At 44.6% G+C, this 24,775-nt stretch carries 18 protein-coding genes and 1 tRNA gene; 13 read left to right on the forward strand and 6 right to left on the reverse strand.

What is annotated here, in order from left to right; all coding sequences use genetic code 11:
* The first annotated feature begins 114 nt into the window (after positions 1-114).
* The gene (rpoH, locus tag DKT73_RS07890; protein WP_111605943.1) at positions 115-981 is read left to right on the forward strand and encodes an RNA polymerase sigma factor RpoH; all 867 of its coding nucleotides are present in this window, start codon (positions 115-117) and stop codon (positions 979-981) included.
* Positions 982-1,056: 75 nt separating this feature from the next.
* Here the strand turns inward: rpoH and DKT73_RS07895 are convergent, their stop codons facing one another.
* From DKT73_RS07895 to metK, 5 genes are all read right to left on the reverse strand, one after another.
* Positions 1,057-1,917 carry an energy transducer TonB gene (locus DKT73_RS07895; protein ID WP_111638017.1) on the reverse strand — a complete coding sequence of 287 codons (861 nt, stop codon included), beginning with the start codon at positions 1,915-1,917 and terminating at the stop codon, positions 1,057-1,059.
* A gap of 7 nt (positions 1,918-1,924) precedes the next feature.
* Complete coding sequence (gshB, locus tag DKT73_RS07900) at positions 1,925-2,872, reverse strand: glutathione synthase (RefSeq protein ID WP_111638018.1); 948 nt, start codon at positions 2,870-2,872, stop codon at positions 1,925-1,927.
* Positions 2,873-3,124: 252 nt separating this feature from the next.
* Complete coding sequence (locus DKT73_RS07905; protein ID WP_111638019.1) at positions 3,125-4,627, reverse strand: TolC family outer membrane protein; 1,503 nt, start codon at positions 4,625-4,627, stop codon at positions 3,125-3,127.
* A gap of 100 nt (positions 4,628-4,727) precedes the next feature.
* The gene (locus DKT73_RS07910) at positions 4,728-5,474 is read right to left on the reverse strand and encodes a 16S rRNA (uracil(1498)-N(3))-methyltransferase (protein WP_111638020.1); all 747 of its coding nucleotides are present in this window, start codon (positions 5,472-5,474) and stop codon (positions 4,728-4,730) included.
* Between the two features lie 108 nt (positions 5,475-5,582).
* Positions 5,583-6,746, reverse strand: a complete 1,164-nt coding sequence (gene metK / locus DKT73_RS07915; protein ID WP_111638021.1) for a methionine adenosyltransferase — start codon at positions 6,744-6,746, stop codon at positions 5,583-5,585.
* A 381-nt stretch (positions 6,747-7,127) separates the two neighbouring features.
* On the opposite strand from metK, the gene tkt reads away from it, so the two are divergent.
* The 11 genes from tkt to serA all read left to right on the forward strand — a co-directional run bounded on the left by tkt (position 7,128) and on the right by serA (position 21,206).
* Positions 7,128-9,128 (forward strand): transketolase, encoded by a 2,001-nt coding sequence (tkt, locus tag DKT73_RS07920; protein ID WP_111638022.1) that lies wholly within the window; start codon positions 7,128-7,130, stop codon positions 9,126-9,128.
* A gap of 112 nt (positions 9,129-9,240) precedes the next feature.
* On the forward strand, positions 9,241-10,287 hold the full coding sequence (locus tag DKT73_RS07925) for a type I glyceraldehyde-3-phosphate dehydrogenase (RefSeq protein ID WP_111638023.1): 1,047 nt from the start codon (positions 9,241-9,243) through the stop codon (positions 10,285-10,287).
* A gap of 19 nt (positions 10,288-10,306) precedes the next feature.
* Complete coding sequence (locus tag DKT73_RS07930; RefSeq protein ID WP_111638024.1) at positions 10,307-11,470, forward strand: phosphoglycerate kinase; 1,164 nt, start codon at positions 10,307-10,309, stop codon at positions 11,468-11,470.
* A 293-nt stretch (positions 11,471-11,763) separates the two neighbouring features.
* Complete coding sequence (gene fba, locus DKT73_RS07935) at positions 11,764-12,831, forward strand: class II fructose-bisphosphate aldolase (protein WP_111638025.1); 1,068 nt, start codon at positions 11,764-11,766, stop codon at positions 12,829-12,831.
* 137 nt (positions 12,832-12,968) lie between these two features.
* Positions 12,969-13,053, forward strand: a tRNA-Leu gene (locus DKT73_RS07940).
* Between the two features lie 190 nt (positions 13,054-13,243).
* Complete coding sequence (locus DKT73_RS07950) at positions 13,244-14,347, forward strand: type 1 periplasmic-binding domain-containing protein (RefSeq protein WP_111638027.1); 1,104 nt, start codon at positions 13,244-13,246, stop codon at positions 14,345-14,347.
* Positions 14,335-16,929 (forward strand): LuxQ periplasmic sensor domain-containing protein, encoded by a 2,595-nt coding sequence (locus tag DKT73_RS07955; RefSeq protein WP_111638028.1) that lies wholly within the window; start codon positions 14,335-14,337, stop codon positions 16,927-16,929. Before DKT73_RS07950 ends, DKT73_RS07955 begins: the two co-directional genes overlap by 13 nt.
* The gene (mtnN, locus tag DKT73_RS07960; RefSeq protein WP_111638029.1) at positions 16,926-17,621 is read left to right on the forward strand and encodes a 5'-methylthioadenosine/S-adenosylhomocysteine nucleosidase; all 696 of its coding nucleotides are present in this window, start codon (positions 16,926-16,928) and stop codon (positions 17,619-17,621) included. The genes DKT73_RS07955 and mtnN overlap by 4 nt, the downstream gene beginning before the upstream one ends.
* A gap of 28 nt (positions 17,622-17,649) precedes the next feature.
* A complete protein-coding gene (locus DKT73_RS07965) occupies positions 17,650-18,606 on the forward strand; it encodes a hypothetical protein (protein WP_232827814.1) in 957 nt (318 codons plus the stop codon).
* Positions 18,607-18,714: 108 nt separating this feature from the next.
* Positions 18,715-19,818: a tRNA (uridine(54)-C5)-methyltransferase TrmA gene (gene trmA, locus DKT73_RS07970; RefSeq protein WP_111638031.1), complete on the forward strand. Its 1,104-nt coding sequence runs from the start codon at positions 18,715-18,717 to the stop codon at positions 19,816-19,818.
* Between the two features lie 158 nt (positions 19,819-19,976).
* Entirely contained in the window at positions 19,977-21,206 is a 1,230-nt protein-coding gene (gene serA / locus DKT73_RS07975) for a phosphoglycerate dehydrogenase (protein ID WP_111638032.1), read from the forward strand.
* Positions 21,207-21,291: 85 nt separating this feature from the next.
* Here serA and DKT73_RS07980 read toward each other — a convergent pair whose 3' ends face one another.
* On the reverse strand, positions 21,292-23,265 hold the full coding sequence (locus DKT73_RS07980) for a methyl-accepting chemotaxis protein (RefSeq protein ID WP_232827815.1): 1,974 nt from the start codon (positions 23,263-23,265) through the stop codon (positions 21,292-21,294).
* A 335-nt stretch (positions 23,266-23,600) separates the two neighbouring features.
* On the opposite strand from DKT73_RS07980, the gene DKT73_RS07985 reads away from it, so the two are divergent.
* Entirely contained in the window at positions 23,601-24,710 is a 1,110-nt protein-coding gene (locus tag DKT73_RS07985; RefSeq protein ID WP_111638034.1) for an extracellular solute-binding protein, read from the forward strand.
* The last annotated feature ends 65 nt before the right edge of the window (positions 24,711-24,775 follow it).

Here is a 24,775-nt window from a genome sequence, read left to right on the forward strand (position 1 = left end):
TCAGTACGAAGATAATAGCCATGGTTTATTCACATTTATGTCACACACAAGCAGAATTTACTTGGTAGTATTTTGTCATACACGGCATGAACAACTAGAAAGGTGGAAATAGAGATGGGTAAAGCTCTTCAGCCTACAGACATGATGATTCCAGGTCAGAACCTAGAGTCTTATATACAAGCCATTAGCAGAATTCCAATTTTAACGGCCGACGAAGAAAAAGCGTTGGCGGATCGTCTTTATTATCAGGAAGATCTTGAGGCTGCACGTACTTTGGTTATGTCGCACCTACGATTTGTTGTGCACATCGCGAAAAGTTACTCTGGATACGGTTTAGCCCAAGGCGATCTCATCCAGGAAGGCAATGTTGGCTTGATGAAAGCGGTTAAACGCTTTAATCCTGAAGTCGGTGTGCGTCTTGTGTCGTTTGCAGTGCATTGGATCAAGGCCGAAATTCATGAATTTATTCTTAAGAATTGGCGCATTGTGAAAGTGGCGACGACGAAAGCACAACGTAAGATGTTCTTTAATCTTCGCAGTGCAAAGAAATCTTTGTCTTGGTTCAGCAATTCAGAAGTCGAATCGGTGGCCAGTGACTTAGGTGTAACACCAGAAGTAGTTCGCCAGATGGAAGGACGTTTAAGCTCTTCCGATATGGCATTCGATGCATCCGCTGATGACGATGATGACAGTGCATTTCAAGCGCCCTCTCAGTATCTAGAGGATCACCGTTCAGATCCAGCCATGTTGCTCGAAAATGGTAACTGGGAAGAAGACTCTAACCAGCGTCTTGAAGTGGCGATGGCAGATCTTGATGAACGTAGTCGAAACATTCTAGTGCAGCGTTGGCTGTCAGATGCTAAGTCGACTTTGCATGATTTAGCCGATGAATACGGTGTGTCTGCTGAACGCATTCGTCAGCTTGAAAAAAATGCGATGAAGAAAATTCGTCTTGCGATGGGAGATGGTCAGTTCGACTGACGTGCTCGTATGTTCATCAGTAAGACAACGAAAGCCCTCATTTGAGGGCTTTTTTGTGTTTGTTATTTTTTAGTCTTACTGGCTTTGTAATTGATTACCTGGGACAAATCGCCATGTGCGAATGATCTCTAGCTTATCGACTTCTTTTTTGAGTTCGCTGGGAAATATTTGAAAGGGTTCTGCAAGACGAACAATGCGCATAGCCGCATCGTCTAATACTCTGATACCAGAAGAATGAAGTACTTCAATATCATCCACGTAACCATTTGGCAGCAAGATAACGGCCAGGCGAAGCTCACCATACAGATGGTTACGTTTTGCTTCTTCTGGGTAGTGAATATTGCCAATGCGTTCAATTCGACGGCGCCAGTCATCCAGATATTGGGCATCTATCGCGGCTTTAGCAGAGACTGAAGTGAGGCGACGAATTCTTGGGCGTTTGGCATAGGATTGACGTTGTTGATCCAGTAAAGCCTCTAAGGTTGCTATGTCATTAGAGAGGTGACTTGGCAGCTGTGTTTCCCCTCGAAATTGTTCCTCTAAGGTTTTGGGCTCTTTTTCTGATTCGTTTACGACTTCAAATATAGCCTCTTGATTGGTTGTCGCCAGCAGGTTGGGTTCATCAACGGGCTCGGCAGAAGCGAGTTGAGGTTGGATGGGAGGCGATATTTCCTGAATCGTATCGGCTAAGAAGCGCGCTTCTTCTGTTGTTGTGAGTTTTTGTTTACGCAGTTCTGTACCACTGGATTGTTGGTTCGCTTGCGCAATAAAGTCGGCTTCAACAGGTGCGCTTGTGGTGTGTTGAACCAGTGTTACCTCTAGTGTTTTGGGTTTGGGAGAGGGAAGTTGAAAATCGAAACCAACAACCATCACCATTAGCACATGGAAGCTAATGGCGATGAAAAGTGCGACAGAAAATTTATCTATTACTCGCATGTTGCTCTTACTGAAGACGTGCTTCGATGGCTTCTATTAACATCATGGCGATATTTAGATCAAATTGAGCATCTAATTCACGAACGCATGTTGGGCTGGTGACATTGATTTCGGTGAGATAATCACCAATGACATCTAAGCCAACAAACATTAAGTTTTTTTCTTTTAGTGATGGGATGACCTGGTCGCAAATCCAACGATCACGTTCTGTTAAAGGGCGACCTTCGCCACGACCACCTGCGGCTAAATTGCCACGAGTTTCGCCTGATGCCGGAATGCGTGCTAGCGCAAACGGCACAGGTTCACCATTGACGACCAAAATGCGCTTATCGCCGTCTTTGATCTCAGGGATGAATTTTTGTGCCATGATTTGCTCTACGCCCATATTAGTGAGCGTTTCAATAATGACACTAATATTCGAGTCATCAGGCTTGATGCGGAATATAGAGCTACCACCCATGCCATCCAGTGGTTTGAAAATGACATCGCCATGCTCTTTATGGAACCCTTTGAGTAAGTCTGCTCGTCTGGTGACCAAGACCGGTGGACAGCAATGCGGGAACTGCGTAGCGAACAGTTTTTCGTTACAGTCGCGCAAGCTTTTGGGGTCGTTAACGACAAGTGCACCGTCTCTTTCTGCTTGCTCTAGAATCATAGTGCTGTAGACAAATTCACTGTCAAATGGCGGATCTTTACGCATTAAAATAACGTCCAGATCGCCCATGGCCATTTTGGTTTCTTCGCCAAGGTCGTAAAAGTGCGCAGGGTCCTTATAAACCTGTAATGGGCGGGTCATGGCATAGGCTTTACCATTGTCTAAAAATAAGTCTTTTTGTTCCATGTAAATAAGCTGCCAACCTTTCTCTGCAGCGGCCCATAACATGGCGAGTGACGTGTCTTTTTTGTAGTTTATGGATGAAATAGGATCCATAACAATTCCGAGTTTGATAGTCATAGGGTAAGTTCCTAAAGCGAAAGCGGTATATCAATGCTTTTATAAATCGATTAATAAGGATGATGCTATAGAAATATGGGGGCGCTGAGAAGAAAAAACAGCCACGATTTGTAGATAGTTATGTTTATGAATAAAAATCCTGCGCGTCGTGAAGGTGAGTCCAATGTGTAGGTACTTATTACTGAGTACCGAACCATTGGTTAGTATGTTGAATACATTGACCCAATGGTTCTGTTCTTATTGCGGTTTTTGCTACCAGCTTCCGGTGTTTTCATCAGCTTCTAAGAAAAGCTCGTTTTCTGGGACGCCTTTGGTTCCCTCTGTAGGAGCCTTTGATTTTGGGACCGGTGGTGTCTTTTGCAGTGTTTTTTCGGCGGCTTTTAATTCGTCAATCGCGGTTGGGCCGGCCTTAGGAATGGCTTTCTTTTTATCAAATTCATCATTGAAACCAAGTAGTTGAGGGCGATAAATACGGAAGGCGCGCATTAACTCACCTTTGGCATTAAACAAACGAAACTCTGAAAAAAGCTCGTCGTAATCTGCGTTAACGTAGTCTTGGCGTGCCTGAAATAATTCGTTTTCACTGTCAAGCACGTCTAGTAATGTACGACGGCCAAGGCGAAATTGCTTCTCGTAAGCGACTTGGGATTCCTTGGTGGCAATAACGTATTGTCGAATGTGTTCTTTTTGTCCTATTGTTGCTTCAAATGCCGCCCACGCTAAGCGCACGGTAAGTTCCGTGTCCCTAATGGTTTTTCGGCGAATTTCAGACGCTTGAATATTCTGTTGAACGGCGACTTCTTTTTGACGTTTTTGAGTGCCACCACTGTATAAATTATAGTTCAGTCGAATCATGGCCAACATATCTTCACTTGGTCCTTCATCTCCGTCTATGTTGTTATTCCATGTTCGCTCTAAAACAAAATTAATGTTGGGATACAGGCTTGCATCAGCAATTTTCTCGAGGCTTTCCGTGGCCGCTACATCCCAACGTGCGCCTTCAATCGCTGGGTTCTTTTGCAACGCTTGGCTGATGGCGGAATCTAAACTTTGAGGGAGAAGGTCTTGATCCGGAACGGGATAAATTAGGTCTTCTGGTGGTAACTCTCCAACAATGTTGAGATAGTTACTTTCGGCGTCTCGAAGGTTGTTGACGGCGGCTAGATGGTTGGCATTGGCTTTCGCAAGTCTGGCTGTGATTTGGCTGAGGTCAGATTGACGACTAACGCCAGAGTCGCTTTTTAATTTAATTTGCCCGTAAATACGCTCATGCGTTTTGAGGTTAAGCTCGGCAAGCGTAACGAGTTCTCGATAGCGTAAGACATTCGCAAACACCTGGGCGACTTCCAGTGCCGTATTCTCAACGGAAATTAGCGCATTCCAGCGATTGGCTTCCGCTTCGCTGTTTAACCGATCAATCTCGTTTTTTGTGGAAAACCCATTAAACAAGGGTTGGTTTAATGAAAGGGTGAGTTCGCGTCGTGTCAAGTCAACATCGTCTGAGTTTGTATTGTCTGCGTAGGTCGTTTCACGGCCAACGCCTGCTGAGAGATCAGCGCTTGGATAGTAGCCTGAGCGTCGTGCTATCTCGGCATTTTCTTTGGATTCTCGATATTCGGCAATGGCTTGTCTAACCGTTGGGTTATTCTCTATCGCAATATAAGTGGCTTCCTCTAGTGTTAGAGCTTGGGCCGTTGCAGGTAGCAGAGCTGTCCCTATACATACCGTACAAGTTAAAACGATTCGGTAAAACATGTGATCATCTGTCCTTTATTGAGTCCTACTAAAATGGTAAAGCCATTTATACGTTGAATATGTAGTGATTCTGTTAGTGATTGCTTGCCATAAGAATAGACTAGATATCGCCCCATAAGGTATTAATAACACTGAGGGCAACAACGGGAGCGGTTTCTGTCCGCAGTACTCTAGGCCCCAGTGTAATGGCATTAAACCCTGCTTTTTCAGACAGTTGGACTTCTTTTTCACTTAGGCCGCCCTCTGGGCCAATCAACAAAGCTACGCGATTATTAGAGGGTTTTTCGTACTGACTAATCGGTTTGGCGCTGTGATGATGCAACGTAAGCTTTAACATTTCGTTACATTTCTCTACCCATTCATGTAATTCCATAGGGGCGTAGACGATGGGAACCATGCCTCTACCACATTGTTCTGCGGCGCTAATGGCAACCTGTTGCCAATGCTGCTGGCGCTTTTCCGCTCGGCTTTCTTGTAGTTTGACTTCACAGCGCTCACTAAAAAGTGGCTGAATGGCAAATACCCCAGCTTCGACGGATTTTTGTATGGCGTAATCCATACGTTCGCCTCTCGACAGCGTTTGTCCAATCGTCACTTGAATGGGGGATTCATTATCCAGTTCTTCAAAATCGGTGACGCGAATATTAGCAGAACGTTTTTCGACATCGCACAGTATGGCATTAAATTGACCGCCTTTACCGTTAAACGCTTGGCCATTAAACACACGAAGAGGGTGGTCTGATTTTAACCGTAGTACTTTGCATAGATGCTGAAATGCGGAATCAGGTAAAGCAAGGATGGTATTCTCGTTGAGTTCTGAGTCGATAAAAATTCGTGGAATACGCATGATTTTGCCTTATGGTTTTGAATAAATGAAAAGAGAGAAATAAAAAAGCCTTCTGCTGCCTAAATAAGATTTAGGCAGCAGAAGGCTTTATAACGGAAAATCAGAAAATTATAAACCAGCGGCTTTGCGTAATGCGTCTGCTTTGTCGATTTTTTCCCAAGTGAAGTTTTCACCTTCACGGCCAAAGTGACCGTACGCCGCTGTTGGTAGATAAATTGGGCGTTTTAGGTCGAGCATTTTAATTAAGCCGGCAGGGCGTAATTCAAAGTGTTCACGCACCAACTGTGTAATCACCGCATCGCTGACTTTGCCTGTGTCAAAAGTATTGATGCTGATAGACGTTGGTTCAGCCACACCGATGGCGTAAGAGATTTGGATTTCGCATTTGTCTGCAAGACCCGCTGCCACGATATTTTTCGCCACATAACGCCCCGCGTAGGCTGCAGAACGGTCAACCTTGGATGGGTCTTTACCGGAGAAGGCACCACCGCCGTGACGCGCCATGCCGCCGTATGTATCAACGATGATTTTACGACCCGTTAAACCGCAATCGCCCACTGGTCCACCAATGATGAATTGGCCCGTTGGGTTGATGAAGTATTTTGTCTCTTTAGATAACCATTCTGCAGGAAGAACCGGCTTGATGATTTCTTCCATAACCGCTTCACGAAGGTCCGCTTGCTTTACGGCCGCACTGTGCTGCGTTGAAAGAACCACGGCATCGATCGCGCAGGGCTTGCCGTTTTCGTCGTAACGGAAGGTGACTTGGCTTTTTGCATCTGGGCGTAGAAAGTCAAGTGTGCCATTTTTGCGCACTTCTGCTTGGCGTTGAACTAAGCGATGTGCGTAAGTGATAGGCGCTGGCATTAATACGTCGGTTTCGTTGGTGGCGAAACCAAACATCAAACCTTGGTCGCCTGCGCCTTGTTCGTGTTCGCCGGCTTCGTCAACACCGACCGCGATGTCGGCAGATTGTTTGCCGATGGCATTCATGACAGCGCAAGATTCCCAGTCGAAGCCCATGTCTGAGCTGTTGTAGCCGATTTCACGGATAACGCCGCGGGCGATTTCTTCAATATCGACCCAAGCATTAGTACGCACTTCACCGGCTACCAATACCATGCCTGTTTTGACTAGAGTTTCACAAGCGACACGCGCTTCTGGGTCTTCAGCCAAGATGGCATCAAGAATAGCATCGGATACTTGGTCGGCGATTTTGTCTGGGTGGCCTTCAGAAACAGATTCTGAAGTAAATAAAGAATATTCTGACATGTTTAGTGCCTCTATCAAAAATGATGGATAAGCGCTAAATAGGTATAAAAAAACCCGCTTAGCAATGTTTATATTTCAAAAAAGCTAAACAGGTGATATTGCTTCTGTTTAGCTGAATTTATATAGCGTCCGCAAGCCGAAACAAATCGACGCTTTTAGTGGGTCAAATGATGGACTAGAGTTGTTTAAATATCAACCCGATCTGCAGATTTTAATGAGGCAAAGGTCGTTTTTTTTGTTACGATGGTGCCGATTTATGTGTATTTTCATTTTCTCTGCCCAATGTTTGGGCGTAATGATGGGGTCAGCATTGCATGGTGGCTCTATCCCGTAGAGAATGTTTCTTCTATTGTTCGTTAAGCTATCAGGAGTAGAATAACCATGCCGTCTCGCAAACAACTTGCTAACGCCATACGTGCTTTGAGTATGGATGCTGTTCAAAAAGCTAACTCAGGCCATCCAGGTGCGCCAATGGGGATGGCAGACATCGCTGAAGTGCTATGGAATGACTTTTTAAAGCACAACCCCAATAATTCAAAATGGGTAGATCGTGATCGCTTTGTGTTGTCAAACGGCCATGGCTCTATGCTGATTTACTCTTTACTGCATTTGTCTGGTTACAAGCTGCCAATCGAAGAGTTAAAACAATTTCGTCAACTTCACTCTAAAACACCAGGTCATCCGGAATACGGCTATACCGATGGCGTAGAAACCACAACAGGTCCGTTGGGCGCAGGTATCAGTAACGCGGTAGGTATGGCGATTGCTGAGAAAACCCTAGCCGCGCAATTTAACCGCGAAGGCCACCAGATTGTAGATCACAATACCTATTGTTTCCTTGGCGATGGTTGTTTGATGGAAGGTATTTCTCATGAAGCCGCTTCATTGGCGGGGACGTTGGGTCTAGGCAAGCTGGTTGCCTTCTGGGATGACAATGGCATCTCCATCGACGGTCATGTTGAAGGTTGGTTTACAGACAATACACCACAACGTTTTGAAGCTTACGGTTGGCACGTTATTGCTGACGTAGATGGCCATGATCCAGAAGCGATTAAAGCAGCGATTGAAGCGGCAAAAGCCGAAACGACGAAACCCAGTTTGATTTGCTGCAAAACCATTATCGGTTTTGGTTCACCGAATAAATCGGGTAGCCATGATTGCCATGGTGCACCACTAGGTGATGCAGAAATCGCAGCAGCGCGTGAGTTCCTAGGTTGGCCTTATGCACCTTTTGAAATCCCTGCTGATGTTTACTCTGGCTGGGACGCAAAAGAAGCAGGTTCTGCACGTGAAACGCAATGGAATGCTCAGTTCGAAGCGTATAAAACCGCTTATCCTGAGCTGGCAGCCGAGTTTGAACGCCGTGTGATTAAAGGCGAATTGCCTGCGGATTTCGACGCGAAAACAAAAGCCTTCATCCAAGAATGCCAAGACAAAGGCGAAAGCATCGCCAGCCGTAAAGCGTCGCAAAATGCGATTGGTTTCTTTGGCGCTATGTTACCAGAATTGCTAGGTGGTTCTGCCGATCTTGCCGGCTCAAACCTAACGCTTTGGTCTGGTTCAAAAGGTATTCAAGACGACCCAGCCGGTAATTATGTTTACTACGGGGTGCGTGAATTTGGTATGAGTGGCATCATGAATGGTGCGTCTTTGCACGGTGGTTTTATTAACTACGGCGCGACCTTCATGATGTTTATGGAGTACGCGCGTAATGCGGTTCGTATGTCAGCGTTGATGGGTATTCAGAACCTATTTGTTTACACCCATGATTCGATTGGTCAGGGTGAAGATGGTCCGACTCACCAGCCAGTAGAGCAGCTTGCTAACTTACGTATGACACCTAACATGTCTGTATGGCGTCCATGTGATGCGGCAGAAACTGCGGTGGCATGGAAAGCGGGCATTGAGCGTCGTGATGGCCCAACGTCATTAGTCTTTTCTCGTCAAGGCTTGCCTGCGCAAGCACGTGATGCAGAGCAATTGGCGAACGTCGCAAAAGGCGGTTACGTGTTGCAGGATTGTGCTGGTACGCCAGATCTTATCCTAATTGCAACGGGCTCTGAAGTGGGTCTTGCAATGGACTCAGCGAAAGCGTTGACAGCGAAGGGCAGAAAAGTGCGCGTGGTGTCTATGCCATCAACAAACGTATTTGACTCACAAGATGCGGCGTATAAAGCGTCTGTGTTGCCAAGCAGTGTGACTAAGCGTGTTGCCATCGAAGCGGCACATGCGGATTATTGGTACAAGTACGTTGGTTTCGAAGGTGCCATGGTGGGGATGACGACTTTCGGTGAGTCTGCACCTGGCGGCGATTTGTTGAAACACTTCGGCTTTACAGTAGACAATGTGGTTGCGACGGCTGAGAAAATTCTTGCCGCGTAAGGGTTTTGTTTGCTAAGAAAAGAGGCGTGCGCTTGCGCGCCTCTTTTTCCTTTTATTAGGCGGAGAGTGATGCTTTTTTGGATGACTTTCTTTGCGATGAAGTAGTAGGACTATGTTGCGAGTCGCTATCAATGGTTATGGTCGTATCGGGCGTTCGGTATTAAGAGCCTTGTATGAAAACGGCTACCGCGATCACATTCAAGTGGTTGCTATCAATGAATTGTCTGACATTGAGACAATCAGTTATCTTACGCGCTATGACACGACTCATGGCCGTTTCCCTCAACCTGTTTCGACTCAAGGTAATGCATTACTTATTGGTGATGATGCCATTTTGTGCTTTTCCTGTGCGACGCCTGATGAATTGGACTGGTCGTCTCTCGCATTAGACATGGTGCTTGAATGTTCTGGCAGTTTTTCTGGTAGAGATGGGGCGCAAGCTTATCTCAATGCGGGTGTGCCAAGATTATTGCTTTCTCAACCCGCTGCTGCGGATGTGGATGCGACCATTGTGTATGGTTTTAATAATCATGATATACAGGCAGAGCATCGTATTGTGTCAGCTGCTTCTTGTACGACAAATTGTTTGATTCCTGTATTGGACATTGTGAAGCAATTTTGTGGCGTTGTGCATGGTATGACTCAGACCATTCATTCGGCGATGAATGATCAGCCAGTGATTGATGGCTATCATACAAAAGATTTACGTCTGACCCGTGCTGCATTGAGCTCTATTATTCCCGTCGATACTGGTTTAGCAAGAGGTATTACTCGTATGATGCCTGAACTTGACGGAAAGATGGGGTGTAATGCGGTCCGTGTACCGACCTTAAATGTTTCTGTGATTGATTTGGTTTTGCGTACCGAGCGCGACGTAACGGTTGAACAAATCAATACACAGTTGGAACACGCTGCTCATTTGAAATACGCTGGGCTCATGGGGTTTACTAGAGAAGCGCATGCGTCAGTAGATTTTAATCATGATCCACGTTCTGTGATCATAGACGGTACGCAAACTCAAGTCATTGATAAGCGTATGGTGAAGTTATTGTGTTGGTTTGATAATGAATGGGGCTACGCTAACCGTATGTTGGATGTGGCTAAGTATTGGGCTGGTGTGATTGAGCAATCAAATTTGGATCGAGACATCAGACGTTAAAACGACGAGGACATCGTACATGACCGTAATGAATATGAAAGATTTGGATTTGACGAATAAACGCGTGCTTATTCGTGAAGACTTAAACGTGCCCGTAAAAGATGGAAAAGTGACCAGCGACGCGCGAATTCGTGCTGCCTTGCCAACCATTAAGCTGGCGCTAGAGGCCGGTGCGAAAGTCATGGTGATGTCTCATCTTGGTCGCCCAACAGAAGGACAATATGAAGAAGAGTTTTCTCTTCAACCTGTTGCTACACACCTTTCTACTTTATTAGGGCAAGATGTGCCACTCGTCAAAGATTGGCTGGATGGCGTTGAGGTTGAGTCGGGTCAACTTGTCTTGGTTGAAAACGTGCGTTTTAATCTTGGTGAGAAAAAAGACGATGAAGCCCTATCGAAAAAAATGGCGGCTTTGTGCGATGTGTTTGTGATGGACGCATTTGGTACGGCTCATCGTGCTCACGCATCAACCCATGGCGTTGCTAAATACGCACCTGTGGCGTGTGCTGGTCCATTATTGGCGGCAGAGTTAGAAGCGTTGGGTAAAGCGCTTGATAATCCCGCTCGTCCTTTGGTGGCTGTTGTGGGTGGTTCAAAAGTATCGACTAAATTAACGGTATTAGAATCACTGTCTAAAGTATGTGATCAGCTTATTGTGGGCGGCGGTATCTCTAATACGTTTGTTGCCGCTCGTGGCTACAATGTTGGTAAGTCATTGCATGAAAAAGACTTAATCCCTCAAGCTCAAAAACTGATGGCTGATTTGGATATTCCTGAGTTGACGGATGTTCGTGTGGGAACAGAGTTTTCAGAAACGGCGGTTGCAACGATTAAGCCGGTCGATCAAGTGGCTGATAATGAAGAAATTATGGACTTAGGTCCGGATTCTGCCCAAGTGCTCGCTGATATTCTAAAAAATGCCAAAACCATTCTTTGGAATGGTCCATGCGGTGTCTTTGAATTTGATAACTTTTCTAAAGGCACAGAAGTTATTGCTCAGGCGATTGCTGACAGTGATGCGTTTTCAGTGGCGGGTGGTGGAGATACATTAGCGGCGATTGATAAATACGGTCTTGCAGACAAAATTTCCTATATTTCAACTGGCGGCGGCGCATTTTTAGAGTTTGTTGAAGGAAAAGTGTTGCCAGCGGTTGCGATGTTAGAGTCACGAGCGCAAAATTAGTATTAAAGAACGGCAAAGATCGTTCTAAAGCACTACATAAATGATAAAAGGCGAAAAGCCTACTTTACTAACACTGTTTGAAGTTTGATGTGAGTTGCACTGAAAGCAGTGTTGGTGAAAACAAAACTAGAGAGTGACCTACTCGATGTCAGTCGGGTATGACAATAACGATAAGGCGTAAGCCACATGGTCTGTGCGAACAAGCCATGATTACAAATACAGAGAGTTAACTAACACCGTAACTCCAAACGTTATAAATACAAAACAAGACAAATTGTCAGAGGAAACCTTTTATGCCTTTAATCAGTATGCGCCAATTGCTCGACCATGCAGCAGAACACAGTTATGGTTTGCCTGCTTTCAATGTGAATAACATGGAACAAGTAAAGGCAATCATGGAAGCGGCTCATGAAGTGAACTCACCGGTTATCATGCAGGCATCGGCTGGTGCTCGTAAATATGCAGGATCTCACTTTTTGCGTCACTTAATTGCGGCCGCGATTGAAGATTACCCACATATTCCTGTTGTTATGCATCAGGATCATGGTACGTCTCCGGCTATCTGCCAACGCTCCATTCAGTTGGGCTTTTCGTCTGTTATGATGGACGGCTCTTTGATGGCTGATGGTAAAACACCAGCGACTTATGAGTACAATGTTGATGTTACTCGTCGTACGGTTGAATTCGCACACGCTTGTGGCGTTTCTGTAGAAGGTGAGTTGGGCGTCTTGGGTTCTCTAGAAACGGGTCAAGCTGGGGAAGAAGATGGTGTGGGCGCTGAAGGCACACTTTCTCATGATCAAATGCTAACAGACCCTCAAGAAGCGGTAGACTTTGTTAATGCTACTGGTATTGATGCGTTAGCTGTGGCAATTGGTACTAGCCATGGTGCTTATAAGTTTACTCGTCCACCTACCGGTGACATTCTAGATATTGAGCGTATTGCGAAAATCGTTGAGTTACTTCCAAACACTCATATCGTATTGCATGGCTCGTCTTCGGTTCCACAGGATTGGTTATCTATTATCAATGAATTTGGTGGTGACATTCCTGAAACGTACGGTGTGCCGATTGACGAAATCGTTAAAGCGATTCGTTACGGTGTTCGTAAGGTTAACATCGATACTGACTTGCGTCTGGCGGCAACTGGTGCGATTCGTCGTAGTTTGGCGGAGCACAAAGGCAACTTTGACCCGCGTAAGTATTTGACGGAAAGTATCAAAGCGATGAAAGCGGTATGTATTGACCGTTATGAAGCCTTTGGTTCTGCTGGTCAAGCTTCTCGTATCCATACTATGGATTTGGAAGAGATGGCTGTGCGCTATGAGCGTGGTGAATATTCTGGTGGTCGTGTTTTTTAAGTCAGGCTTGCAAATGCTTGATGCGTAATAAAATGGTGAGCAAATAGGTCTGGGAAATTATTTTTGATTTTTTTAATAAAAAAGTAAAAAAACTATTGACCGGAAAATTCAATTACCTATAATGCTCGCCATTCCTTGCGGGAGTGGTGGAATTGGTAGACACGCTGGATTTAGGTTCCAGTGCTTCACGGCGTGAGAGTTCGAGTCTCTCCTTCCGCACCAAATTTAAAAAAAGCTGACTTTATGTCGGCTTTTTTTATGTCTAAAATTTATCAAAACGTCTTATTTTTCGGTATTTGGGTCTTTTTAGGTACATTTTTTGTACTTGTTGGCAGTTTCTTGTTTCCGTCATCACCAAAGTTCGTTAACTTGGTTAGAATTGTTTTTCTATGATGTTTTATCGGATTCAGTAATGCGAAGACTGTGTGCTTTTGTTGTATGGGTGACTTTGGGCTGTGCGGTGCCGCCAACGCAAGCGGCGAGTATGGCGCTTGATTTAATGGACAGCCGTGATTTTTATCAGTTAATCCCCAGACAGGGCCCTTTAGCCGAGCAATTTTCAACGATTGTCAGTTCTCCTCCCAGTCCCATTCGGGTTTCTCAAAAAAACGCTGTACGCATTGCCTTGCTGCTATTCGGTGACGTTGATTCGATAGAAAATAGATCTTTATTGGTCGCCTTTAGAAAACGTATGCGAGAGTTAAACATAGACTATCGCTTAGATACGTATACGGATAAGTCTGAGTGGGACGGTGATCTGACGTCTTACCTTAAGATAACGGATTCGTCACCAGATTATGTGGTGGTAACAAAATTGGGGTCTGTGCAGCGACGATTTTTGGAGCGTTTTCTTCGTTCTGGTAAACCCAAAGTGATTTTATATAATTTCGCATCACCGTTAACGCATTGGATAAATCATCCGCCACTGATGTACATAGGTTTTGATCAAAAGAAAGCAACCTCGATGTTGGCAAGTTATCTCGATCGCCAATTGCCCGCAGGAGCAAGAATCTCAGCATTGATTTTACCACCTAGCTACCTTGGTTATGTGCGCTGTGACTTATTTTTGGATGAGATGCAGAAGTATAAACGTCGTGTTGAGCGTATTTTAGAGGTGCCAGATGATAAGCAGGAAGCCTTTGTCGCGGCAAAGACGCTTTTGAAGGAAGGCAATACCGATTTTATTTTCAGTTGTGCTCAGGGCATTTCTGAAGGCGTGGTGGCCGCCTTGCAAACCTCAGGGGAGCATTTATTAACACAAACGAATACTTGGGGGGTGACGTTAAGCGGATTGGCTGACTTAGAAAGTCGTCGGGTGAAAGTGAGTGTTTTGTTTATGAAGGACGATTTAGCCATTGCGGTTGCTGAGGCGATTAAATTAGATCTTGAAGGAAGAAATATGCCCAACCTTTATGTGGCTAACGCCACGCTGATGCCCGCTGAGCTAGATTCAGAGAGTTTGCGCTTAATGATGCTACAAGCCCATCATTATTCGGTGGAATTATGGCAGAAGTAACCTTTAGTTTACGCCGTCGTTTTCGGCAAAAAGCATTCATACTAATCTGTGTGGTTTTTGTGGCCATTGCTCTTGCGATTTTGTACTTTATCGATCGTTTGCATCAGTCGGCTTTAGAGACAAACCTTGCGCTAAAGCATCGTATGGTCGAACAAACGTTCAATGATTATTTGGCTCGTGCGGAAGACGAGATGAAATTCATCGGCCAAGATCTTTCGTTAAGCAACTATGCTTCAGGGCGAGAGCTGGATTTATTATTTAGCCATCATGAAGTGTTGTTTTTTGGGGGGTTGGATTTTTTCTACATTGAGTGGGTAAATGGTGAAAACTCGATGGACCCAAGGGCTCGTTTATTCACAAAGGTCGATTTTGATTCCGTTTTAGAAGCGGGGCTGATGAATAAATGGGCGTCTGTTGTTACCAAAGATAATTCTATTCTACTGATCTATAAAAAGCGGTTGGTTTCAGCAGCGCAGGAAAACATTGGTTTTTTATATGGTTTTATTTCGTTAAACGATAATCTCACATTGGCGAACGAATTGCTTGAAAGTGCTCAAGTAAGTGCCGTGAGTGTCTATGATAGTGAGCATAACCGGATCTTGCTTGAAGAGCATAAAGTGGGGGTGGATTTATCTGGCACAGTACTGCATTCGCGTTTGCCTTTAGTCTCGCCTGTGCAAGCCGATTTGCAATTGGACATCCTGCAAAAGTATACGCTTTCTTCTGCGACGCTGAGCCGTGCTCTGCCTTTGATCCTTGCGGTTGGTTGCGTCTTGTTCTGTTGTTATTTGCTTTTGCTGCGTTTGATTCGACAGTTAATTTTTTCTCCCTTAGAGCGCATTGTTTATCGTCGAGAAGACACTCTGCTGCCTTATGCTGAACTGCAGCCTATACAGTTACAAAGTAATGAATATAAGGCCTTTATCAGGGCAAAAGAACATAAGTTTACCCTGCTTGCTGAATCAGTACACAGTGCTGTTATTTTCTGTAATGAGGTGGCGGAAGTTGAATTAATCAATGTTGAGGCCAAAAGCCTTTTCCCCGATGCCGATAAATCTAGGACCTTATTTGATTTCATGCCTATTTCTTGTCATCAACCTATTCAGGAGGCACTAAAGGGCGGTCTTGGGGTGGTTTTTGATTTGACGATTAATAATTTGAGCCAAATATACCAATGGCGTGCCTATTCCTTCCAGAATGAGAGTGACTATCGTGGCTTGTTGCTGGTGGGCCGAAATGTCACACAAGAGACGAGTTTGACGTGGCAATTGGCGCAACTGCAACCATTGTCTTCTGTAGTGCAAAGAAAAGTGGATACAGATGCGATTTTAAATGAGCTAGGGTATCTGTCTACTTTGCCTGGGCCGTTGGAAGCCAGGCATCTTCAGGGTTGGCTTGCTTTATTGATTTCTGTATTAGATGACATTGATGGTGTGGAAAGTGATGTGGTTTATTTGCCAATAGGTGAGGTATTTAGTCAAGAGAGTGCGCGTGTGATGGCCGCGATGGGCGTTGAAGCAAACCGAGCCTTATTAGATTGCTCCATTGAAGCGGGCGCAAAAGTGGTTGCAGTGGACACCTGCTTCAGAAGCCTGATACGAGTCTTGCTCATGATGGTCATGTCAAATGATATGGCTGAAAGGCGCCTCACTGTGCGTTTTTACGATTCCGAACTGGAAATGATTGCGATGAATGATATGGCGTTTAGGCCGCTCTTTTATTGGATGATTAAGGTGTTACTGGCAACGCTTGGTGGTCAGCAAAAAATCCTGCAAAACAATGCAGTTCAATTGAATTTGTTGGTGGGGGAAGAGGGGCAGAGTGCAGAGTTTCATTCGCTAGTAGCGGATAAAGTCGTTGCTTGGGTAGCGAATGATTACCCAAACGCAAAAGCCATTAAAGAGGCCTTGATCCGGTTGGGCACACACGTTGAAGAATATGTATCAACTGATAGCTTCTTTACTCAGTCCAGTACGATGCAAAGGTTTGATGCTGTATTAATTGGTTGTGATAAAGATATTAATGCACAATCCGATATGACTCGTGCTTTGCAGTTAAAATACAACCGCGATGATCTTCCGCTTGTATGGCTTAACAGTACCTTGCCAGTGGAGGTGAATGCTCATGTTTTTACCTTACAGGGGTGTTCTTTTGATTATAGTTTGCATCAAGTGTTGGTTCGAGCCTGTGCACGAGAGGGCATACTACCTATTCGCTCAAGCGAGAAAGGGCGTTCTTGGGTTATGATTGGCGGCAGTCGAGTCACAAAAGCGATTTGGTATACTGAGTTAGAAAAACATCGTGTGATTACCCAGTGGTTGGCAGATCTTTCTCATTATCAGGTTGTCTTGTCGTATCATGCTGAAGCGACCATTGTATTACTGGAGCCTCAGCCTTCAAGGCTTTTACTGGCGATTCAGTCCGCTTTTCCAAAAGTTCAAATTTTTTCTTTACAGCAATGGCCTGAAATGCCGGATAATGTGTCATTTTTTGATATGCCGTGGCCTTACTCTGTTGACCAGATAAGATTATTTACTGAAAAAGTTATGCAACAAAAGACAAATATTGGGAGCAATAAATGAGTGTAATTGGATTAATTGGAGCCATGGACGAAGAAGTCGCTGTGATCAAAGCGTGGATGACAGAGGTTCGTGAACAGTCTATTGCTGGCTGTGATTTTTTTGTTGGACGTTTTGAAGGCAAAGACGTTGTTTTGTTGAAATCGGGTATCGGTAAAGTGAATGCGGCGGTGTCTACTACCTTATTGCTCTCTCAGTTTAAGCCTGAGTATGTGATCAATATTGGCTCTGCTGGTGGTTTTGATCCTGAATTGCAGGTTGGCGATGTGGTTATTTCTGACCAGGTTGTTCATCACGACGTGGATGTTACCGCTTTTGGTTATGTTATGGGGCAAGTGCCAAATATGCCTGCGACTTATCCCGCTGACATGGAGCTGGTTAATCAAGCTAAACAAGCCTTGACGTCAGTGACTCAAGTGAAGGCGAAAGTGGGTCTGATTGGCACAGGTGACAGTTTTATGAACGACCCTGAAAGAGTCAATAAGGTGCGTGCAATGTTTCCAGAATTGGTTGCTGTCGAAATGGAAGCCGCTGCGGTAGCACAGGTTTGTTTTAAGTTTGCTACGCCGTTTGTGGTGGTGCGTTCTTTGTCTGACATCGCGGGTAAGGAATCGCCTCAAAGCTTCGAAGAGTATCTAAAAGTGGCGGCTGAAAATTCCTCTCTTATGATCCAGAAAATGCTTAAGGGTAACTAAGTTTATGTTACTGGGTAAGGGCTATAGGATGACAATTTGTTTCGTCGTCTGTTGGCCTTTATTGGCGTTTTCGGCTGAAGATGACACTGTCCAAGCGACTGAGGCAGAGTATAGTGAGGAAGATCAAGCTCCGTGGTGGCTTGATTCTCATGAATCTTTCTCAGAAACAATTGGCAGTTGGTCAACAAATATTGATACGTTTCTATCTGGTAGCCAAAGCCCACAGCAATCCGATAGTAACGTACAGATTCGTTTTGGGTCCATTTTTAACGAAGACAAAAGTACGGGTTTTTTTGACTTTCGTACACGATTGAAATTACCGAATACTCAGGATCGTTTGCGCTTGATCGTTGAATCAGAACCGGATTCTTTAGCGCCTGAAAGTTTGCGTGGAGAGTCATCTCAGCAAAATACTTTGATCGATTCGGCACTGAAATCCAGCGTGTCGGCTGCGGTTCGCTATATAGAAGACGACATAGGTTTGGATGTTGATGCGGGTATCCGTGTTGATTTTCCGCTTGATCCTTTTATACGTGTGCGCCTTAAGCAGGGTGACGTGATAGACAAATGGGAGTGGTGGCAGAAGCAAGAGGCTTTTGCTTATTATTCTAAAGGCATTGGCGCACGTTATGGTATCGGTTTGGGGTATGTCGTTGCTCCTACTCTCGATTTAGGGACGGACTTTGGTATCACTTGGCTTGATAAAGAGGGGTTGTTTTACGCTCGTGAAAACTTTTTTATACAGCAACGATTAAACGAGAGAAATCGCGTAAAGTATCAAGTCAGTTTTTTGCAGTCCGGTGAGCATTCTCTTGAGCCAGATAGTGTTTTGTATAATGTGCAATATGAGCGTCTCTTGTATAAGGATTGGCTCATAGGGCAGGTTATTCCTCAATTTACTCATGAGGCTGATGAGGATTATGAGGGAACATTTTCGCTCACATTATCCTTAGCTATTTTACTTGGGCCTAAATACCTTCATTAATTTGGTTGGTTAATTTCACGGTATGGTGGTGTGCGATTAGATTTGTATGCGGGGAACTCGTATAATGCCGCGCTTAATCAGTATCGATCGCTTCCAAGAGTATCAGCTATGAGACCGGATCAAATCCAACCAGAAATGTATCAAAAGCAGCTGCAAGAAAAGCAAGCTGAATTAGCCAAATTAATGGCGACTTTGTCATTGCCTGAGATGGAAGTATTTGCGAGTCAGCCGTCTCATTATCGGATGCGCGCTGAGTTCCGTATTTGGCATGAAGGCGATGATTTATATTACGCTATGTTTGACTCTGCTGATCCGAGAACCCCCATTAGAACGGATCAGTTTTTGGCCGCATCGAGCCTTATCAATGAGTTGATGCCCAAACTGCTCGATGCTGTTCGTGATATACCTGTGCTACGCCATAAGCTTTTCCAAGTGGATTTTTTAACGACCACGACGGGCGAGGCCTTAATCAGTCTGCTTTACCATAAGCCGATTGATGCAGAATGGAATGCGGCGGCGCTTCAGTTAAATGAGGCTTTTCCAGCGTGCCATTTTATTGGTCGCAGTCGTAAGAAAAAGCAAATTATCACGCGTGACTTTGTGATGGAAACGTTGACGGTTAACGGTCGTAAATTTCACTATCAGCAAGTGGAAAACAGTTTTACGCAACCCAATGCTGGTATCAGCGAAAAGATGCTTGAATGGGCTTTGGATGTTACCAAAGGAGCATCAGGAGATTTGTTAGAGATGTACTGTGGTAATGGTAATTTTTCCATTCCTCTGGCGCGTCGTTTTGATCGCGTGGTTGCCACAGAAATATCTAAAGTATCGGTGAATTCGGCACAACTGAATGTCGCGATTAACGGTATGAACAACATTCAAGTGGTAAAAATGGCCAGTGAAGACGTGTCTGCCGCTTTGAACGGTGACGTTGAATTGCCTAAGAGCCTACTTCAGGCGGGCGTGAGTGAACTGACGCCCTCTGTGGTGCTGGTTGATCCACCGCGAGCCGGTTTGGATGATGCCACGGTTGAACTGATTCGTAAGATTGACGCCATTCTTTATATCTCCTGTAATCCAGAGACGCTTAAAGCGAATTTAGAGGCTTTGTCGAGCACGCATGAAGTGGTTCGATATGCCATGTTCGATCAGTTTCCGTACACACATCATGTGGAGACGGGTGTGTATTTGCAGAGAAAGACAGCGGTTTAATGAATCAGACACACAATGCCTGTAATGAGACGAGGCGGCTATGAGGATTGTTCTTCTGATAATGAAAGACATTCCTGTCGCAGCGTTAGGTTACACATTATTCTGTGTTAATATAGTCAAACTTTTTCCCCCACCACCAAAGAGAAGTCGAACGAGCCATGAGTAATAACTCACTAGACAAAGACAAAATCAAAATCTTGTTATTAGAAGGCGTTCATCAGTCAGCATTGGATGCATTGCATGACGCAGGCTATACCAACATTGAATACCACAAAACAGCACTAGCAGAAGATGAGCTTATTGAGAAAATCTCGGAAGCGCATTTTATCGGTATTCGATCTCGTACTCAGTTAACGGCCGAGGTTTTAGAACATGCCAATAAACTGGTTGCCATTGGTTGTTTCTGTATTGGTACGAACCAAGTGGATCTCGATGCCGCCAGCGAGAAGGGTGTTGTTGTTTTCAACGCGCCATACTCCAATACGCGCAGTGTGGCTGAGTTGGTTCTTGGTCAGTTAATTCTGTTGCTTCGAGGCATTCCTGCGAAAAACGCAGCGTGTCATCGTGGTGGTTGGATTAAATCTGCTGCGGGCTCTTTCGAAACTCGTGGTAAGCGTTTGGGTATTATTGGTTACGGCAGCATAGGAACGCAGTTGAGCGTGTTGGCTGAATCTTTAGGCATGGAAGTGTGCTTTTACGATATCGTCACGAAATTACCATTAGGCAATGCGCGTCAAATAAAGAGCCTGAAAGAATTACTGTCCACCAGTGACATTATCAGTTTGCATGTGCCAGAGACAAATTCCACTAAGATGATGATCGGTGCGAAAGAAGTGTCTCAAATGAAGAAAGGTTCTATCTTCATTAATGCTTCACGCGGTACGGTAGCGGATCTAGACGCGGTGGCGGATGCCATTAAATCTGGAGATTTAGGTGGCGCTGCGGTCGACGTATTCCCAGTTGAGCCTAAAGGCAACGATGAGGAATTTGTTTCACCATTGCGTGGTTTGGACAATGTTATTCTAACGCCTCATATCGGTGGTAGTACGATGGAAGCGCAAGAAAACATTGGTATTGAGGTCGCTGAGAAGCTGATTAAATACTCTGATGTTGGTACCACAACCGCTGCAGTTAACTTTCCAGAAGTGGCTTTGCCTGCTCAAGCAGATAATCATCGCATTCTTCACATTCATGAAAACCGTCCAGGTGTGCTTTCTAAGATCAACGCGATCTTCTCTGAAAACAACATTAACATTACAGGCCAGTATCTTCGTACAACCGAGAAACTTGGCTACATGGTCATGGATGTAGACGCTGCCGCTGGCGAACTTGCGCTTGAAAAAGTGAAAGAAGTCGATGGCACGATAAAAGCTCGAGTATTGTTTTAGTCATTTGTTATGACTGTGTGAGAAAAAAAATCCAGCTTAGGCTGGATTTTTATTTTAGGCTTAAGTAACCGGCTTTGTGTAGAGGCTAGCTGATACCCAGTGTAGTGGTGATATCTTGAATTTTTTGCTTAATGTTGTTGGTGACATTTGACATAAAAGCTTCAGACTCATTGGCCTGCTCTCGAACTTTGACAACGGCCGTATTGAGTTTGTTCATGCCTAATTTTTGCTCTGCCGCATACCCCGTTGCTTTTTTCGCTAAATGGGTAGACTGCTTAGATTTTTCTAAGATTTCTTGTGCCGATTGACCAAGGGCTTGCGTCAAACTGACTTGTTCCGTTGAGGCGCTTTGAATCAGTTCTAAGTTAGTTTTCAGTTGGCTGGTGGCGGAAGTGAGTAAGGAAAAGATTTCGGTCATCTCTTCTAATGATTGCTGGGTCCGGCTGGATAAGGTGCGCACTTCAGAAGCAACGACAGCAAAGCCTCTACCATGTTCCCCTGCACGAGCAGCTTCAATGGCAGCGTTTAGCGCCAGCAAGTTGGTTTGTTCTGAAATGTCTTTGATGCCGCCTACAATTGAAGAGGCGCTTGATACTGAGGCCGCTAAATTAGCTAAGGCATTATTGCTGTTGGCTAAGCGTTCCATTGTCGTTTGGTTTGCGACAGCCAATGACGCAGCTTGGTTCACGCTGTGCGTCATGGCAGTATTAGTGTCCGCCGCATAGCTGGCAACTTCTTGAGCGCGGACTTCAGCTTTATTGGCTAAGGTTTCGACTTGGTTGGACATGTTTAATGTGTCGTCAAGTTCTTGGCGTGAAGCCATACTTAGCTCGTGTACCTGCCCAAAGGCATTGAGCATGTCATTAAGCGAAAGCGATATATTGCTAAGCTCGGTGTCTCTTTGTTGTCGTTGAACCGCTATCTGCTCTAAATAGCGGTTTAAATAGTGGGCAACATCTGATAATTCATTTTTATTCTTCCCCACTTTTAATGTGCTGATATTTTGGTGCTCCACTAATTCTTTCACCGCGGTGTATAAATCTCTCGCACTTTTTACGACAACTTTATTTTGGAAAATATGCACAGAAACAGTGGTCAGTATCATGAGTATGACAAAGACAGAGAAGGCGAGTAAGGTTTGTTGTTGTGTGGCCTGAGCACTTTCCTGAATGTTTTGCGTACCCGATTTTAGGGTGGCTTCAAGCTGTTTTATTTGCGAGCGTATTTTATCTTGTGCTGCGACGGCTTGTTTAATCACCATGAGACTCACGTCTACGTCTTTTAAGTATCGGTCAGACCAAGAGTGCAGTTCAGCTTTGGCTTCTTCTAAAGGATCTACTTTTTGCGCTGTATCTTCTGTGTCTGTTGACCAGCCCATTAGTGCGGAGAGGTCATCATTGGCACTGCTACTTTCTTCGCCGATCAGTGTCAGTATAGGCAAATTGCTGAAGTCTTTGATGTGGGATTGAAAAAGCTGTACAGCTTGTTTTAAGCGTTCATGGTTTTCTGCTGTACTGTTGGTTAAAAATTCGTTTCTTGCGCTGCTTACATGAATCAAGTCAGCATACAGTTTGGCTTGACTTGCTAGGTAAGGGGTTGCGGTCTGGAGGTCGGTCTGAACTTGGTAAGACTGTATTTTGTCAGTGGCTTCGTCCAGTGATAATAACGTCTGCCGTTCATTGTTCTCGATGAGAGCAAAAGGGTTGGCGGATAATTTTCCGGCCGCTCTTATATCCGACTGAAGGCTTTTTTCTATTTCTGTGAGTTGTTGTTCAATTGGGTCTCTGATGTCGCTTGGTAATGTGCCTAATGCTGGGCGAATTTTTGTTTGAATAAAGGCTTCCGTTGTTTGCAATGTGGATGCTTCTCCAGAAGATAAATACCCTTCTATAAGCTGTTTTAAATCGATGGAAGAATAGGACCAAACTTGTGTATAGGCATCGCTTTGTTCAAAAGCATCACGAAATTTCATTAGGCTCCAAAGCAGCAGGGCGATGAGCATACCCGCAATAATGAAATAACTAATGGTCGTCGTGCGAGTCACATGGGAGATTTTCAATCCAGAACCTACTTTGTTTACATTATTTTGGAAATGGGACTACCTTAATAGGAGTAGATGACAAAAATATGACAGTCTTGGTATTAGATGTTGAGTGGAGAGCGTTTGATCGGTATTGGTCTAATGGTCCAAAAGCGCCTTATTTTTGACTTTTAGCGCCTTACGTATCGCGAAACATTCTGAATGGATAAAAAAAACTTCCATGGTCACTTTTTCGTCATTATTTTGTATTAAATTTAAAAGGATATTAAACGAGTGTTTAATAAAAGTGTGTTTTGAGCGTCAAACGTTTTTTCATGAATCACTAAAAATCATAAACTCAAAGGAGTTCAAGAATGACCCTTTCTCGTCGTCAGTTTGTTAAAGGTGCCTCCATTGCAGGTGCTGTTGCCGCTGCTCCATTTTCTATCAATAGAGCCATTGCTGCGAATAAAGAGTTACGTATTTATGCTTGGGCTGGTTACATTACCGATGAAATGCTAGCAGACTTTAAAGCGAAAACTGGTATTAATGCGACTTTTACTCCTTATGGCACAAATGATGAGTTGATGAACTCGTTGCGGGCAACGGATGGTACGGGCTTCGATATTATTATGCCAACGGTCGACCGAGTGCCTGGGTATGTGGATTATGATTTGGTTCAGCCTCTTGATGTGAAAAGAATCAACTGGGACGGCTGCTTAGAAAGTGCTTTATCTGGATCGGATGTCGGTGGTGTTGTGAACGGTAAGCGTTATTTTGCTCCTTCCGACTGGGGTACAGAGGCCATTGCTTACAATAAGAATGATGCCAAAATCAGCAAAGAGCTAAGCTACGGTGATCTTTGGTTGCCTGAGAATGCTGGTGGCGTTACTGTCCGTGGCCATTCGGCTCTTGTCGGTATTGGTTTGTGGTTAGAAAAAGCCGGTAAGTTACCTTATCCATTATTGGAATCCTACAAAAATGAACAAGCGATGCGCGCTAACTTTGACGTTATCTTAAAAGTGGCGGTTGAGCATAAAGGGGCAATTGCTCAGTTTTGGTCAACTGAAAATGAAGCGCAAGGTGCCTTCCGCACGAATGGTGCAACCATTGGTCAAACTTGGGACAGCACGGCGTTTAAATTACGCTCTGAAGGCGAGGCAATTGCTTATGGTGCACCAAAAGAGGGTGCATTGGCATGGATGGAAGGATTTGTTATTCCTAAAAATGCCAACAATGTGGATTCGGTTTATGAATTCATTAACTGGTATTACACGCCAGAAGCCGGCGCAATGTTTGTTAAAGCAACAGGCTATAACTCTACTGCAAAAGGGGCAGATGCACTATTACCTGCCGAAACGAAACAGTTTTTCCAAGACTCTTACAGCCAACAAGATCTTGCCAATCTTTGGTGGTGGCCAATTCAAGAGCCATGGTATGTATCGTTACGTAACGAATACCAAGATCGTTACTTGTCTGCATAATACCTCGAAGGCCCCTTGTGATGTTCACGAGGGGCTTTTTTGTTTGCCCAGCGAAGCTGGCAAAC

It is taken from the genome of Marinomonas shanghaiensis, assembly GCF_003259175.1.
Classification (GTDB): domain Bacteria; phylum Pseudomonadota; class Gammaproteobacteria; order Pseudomonadales; family Marinomonadaceae; genus Marinomonas; species Marinomonas shanghaiensis.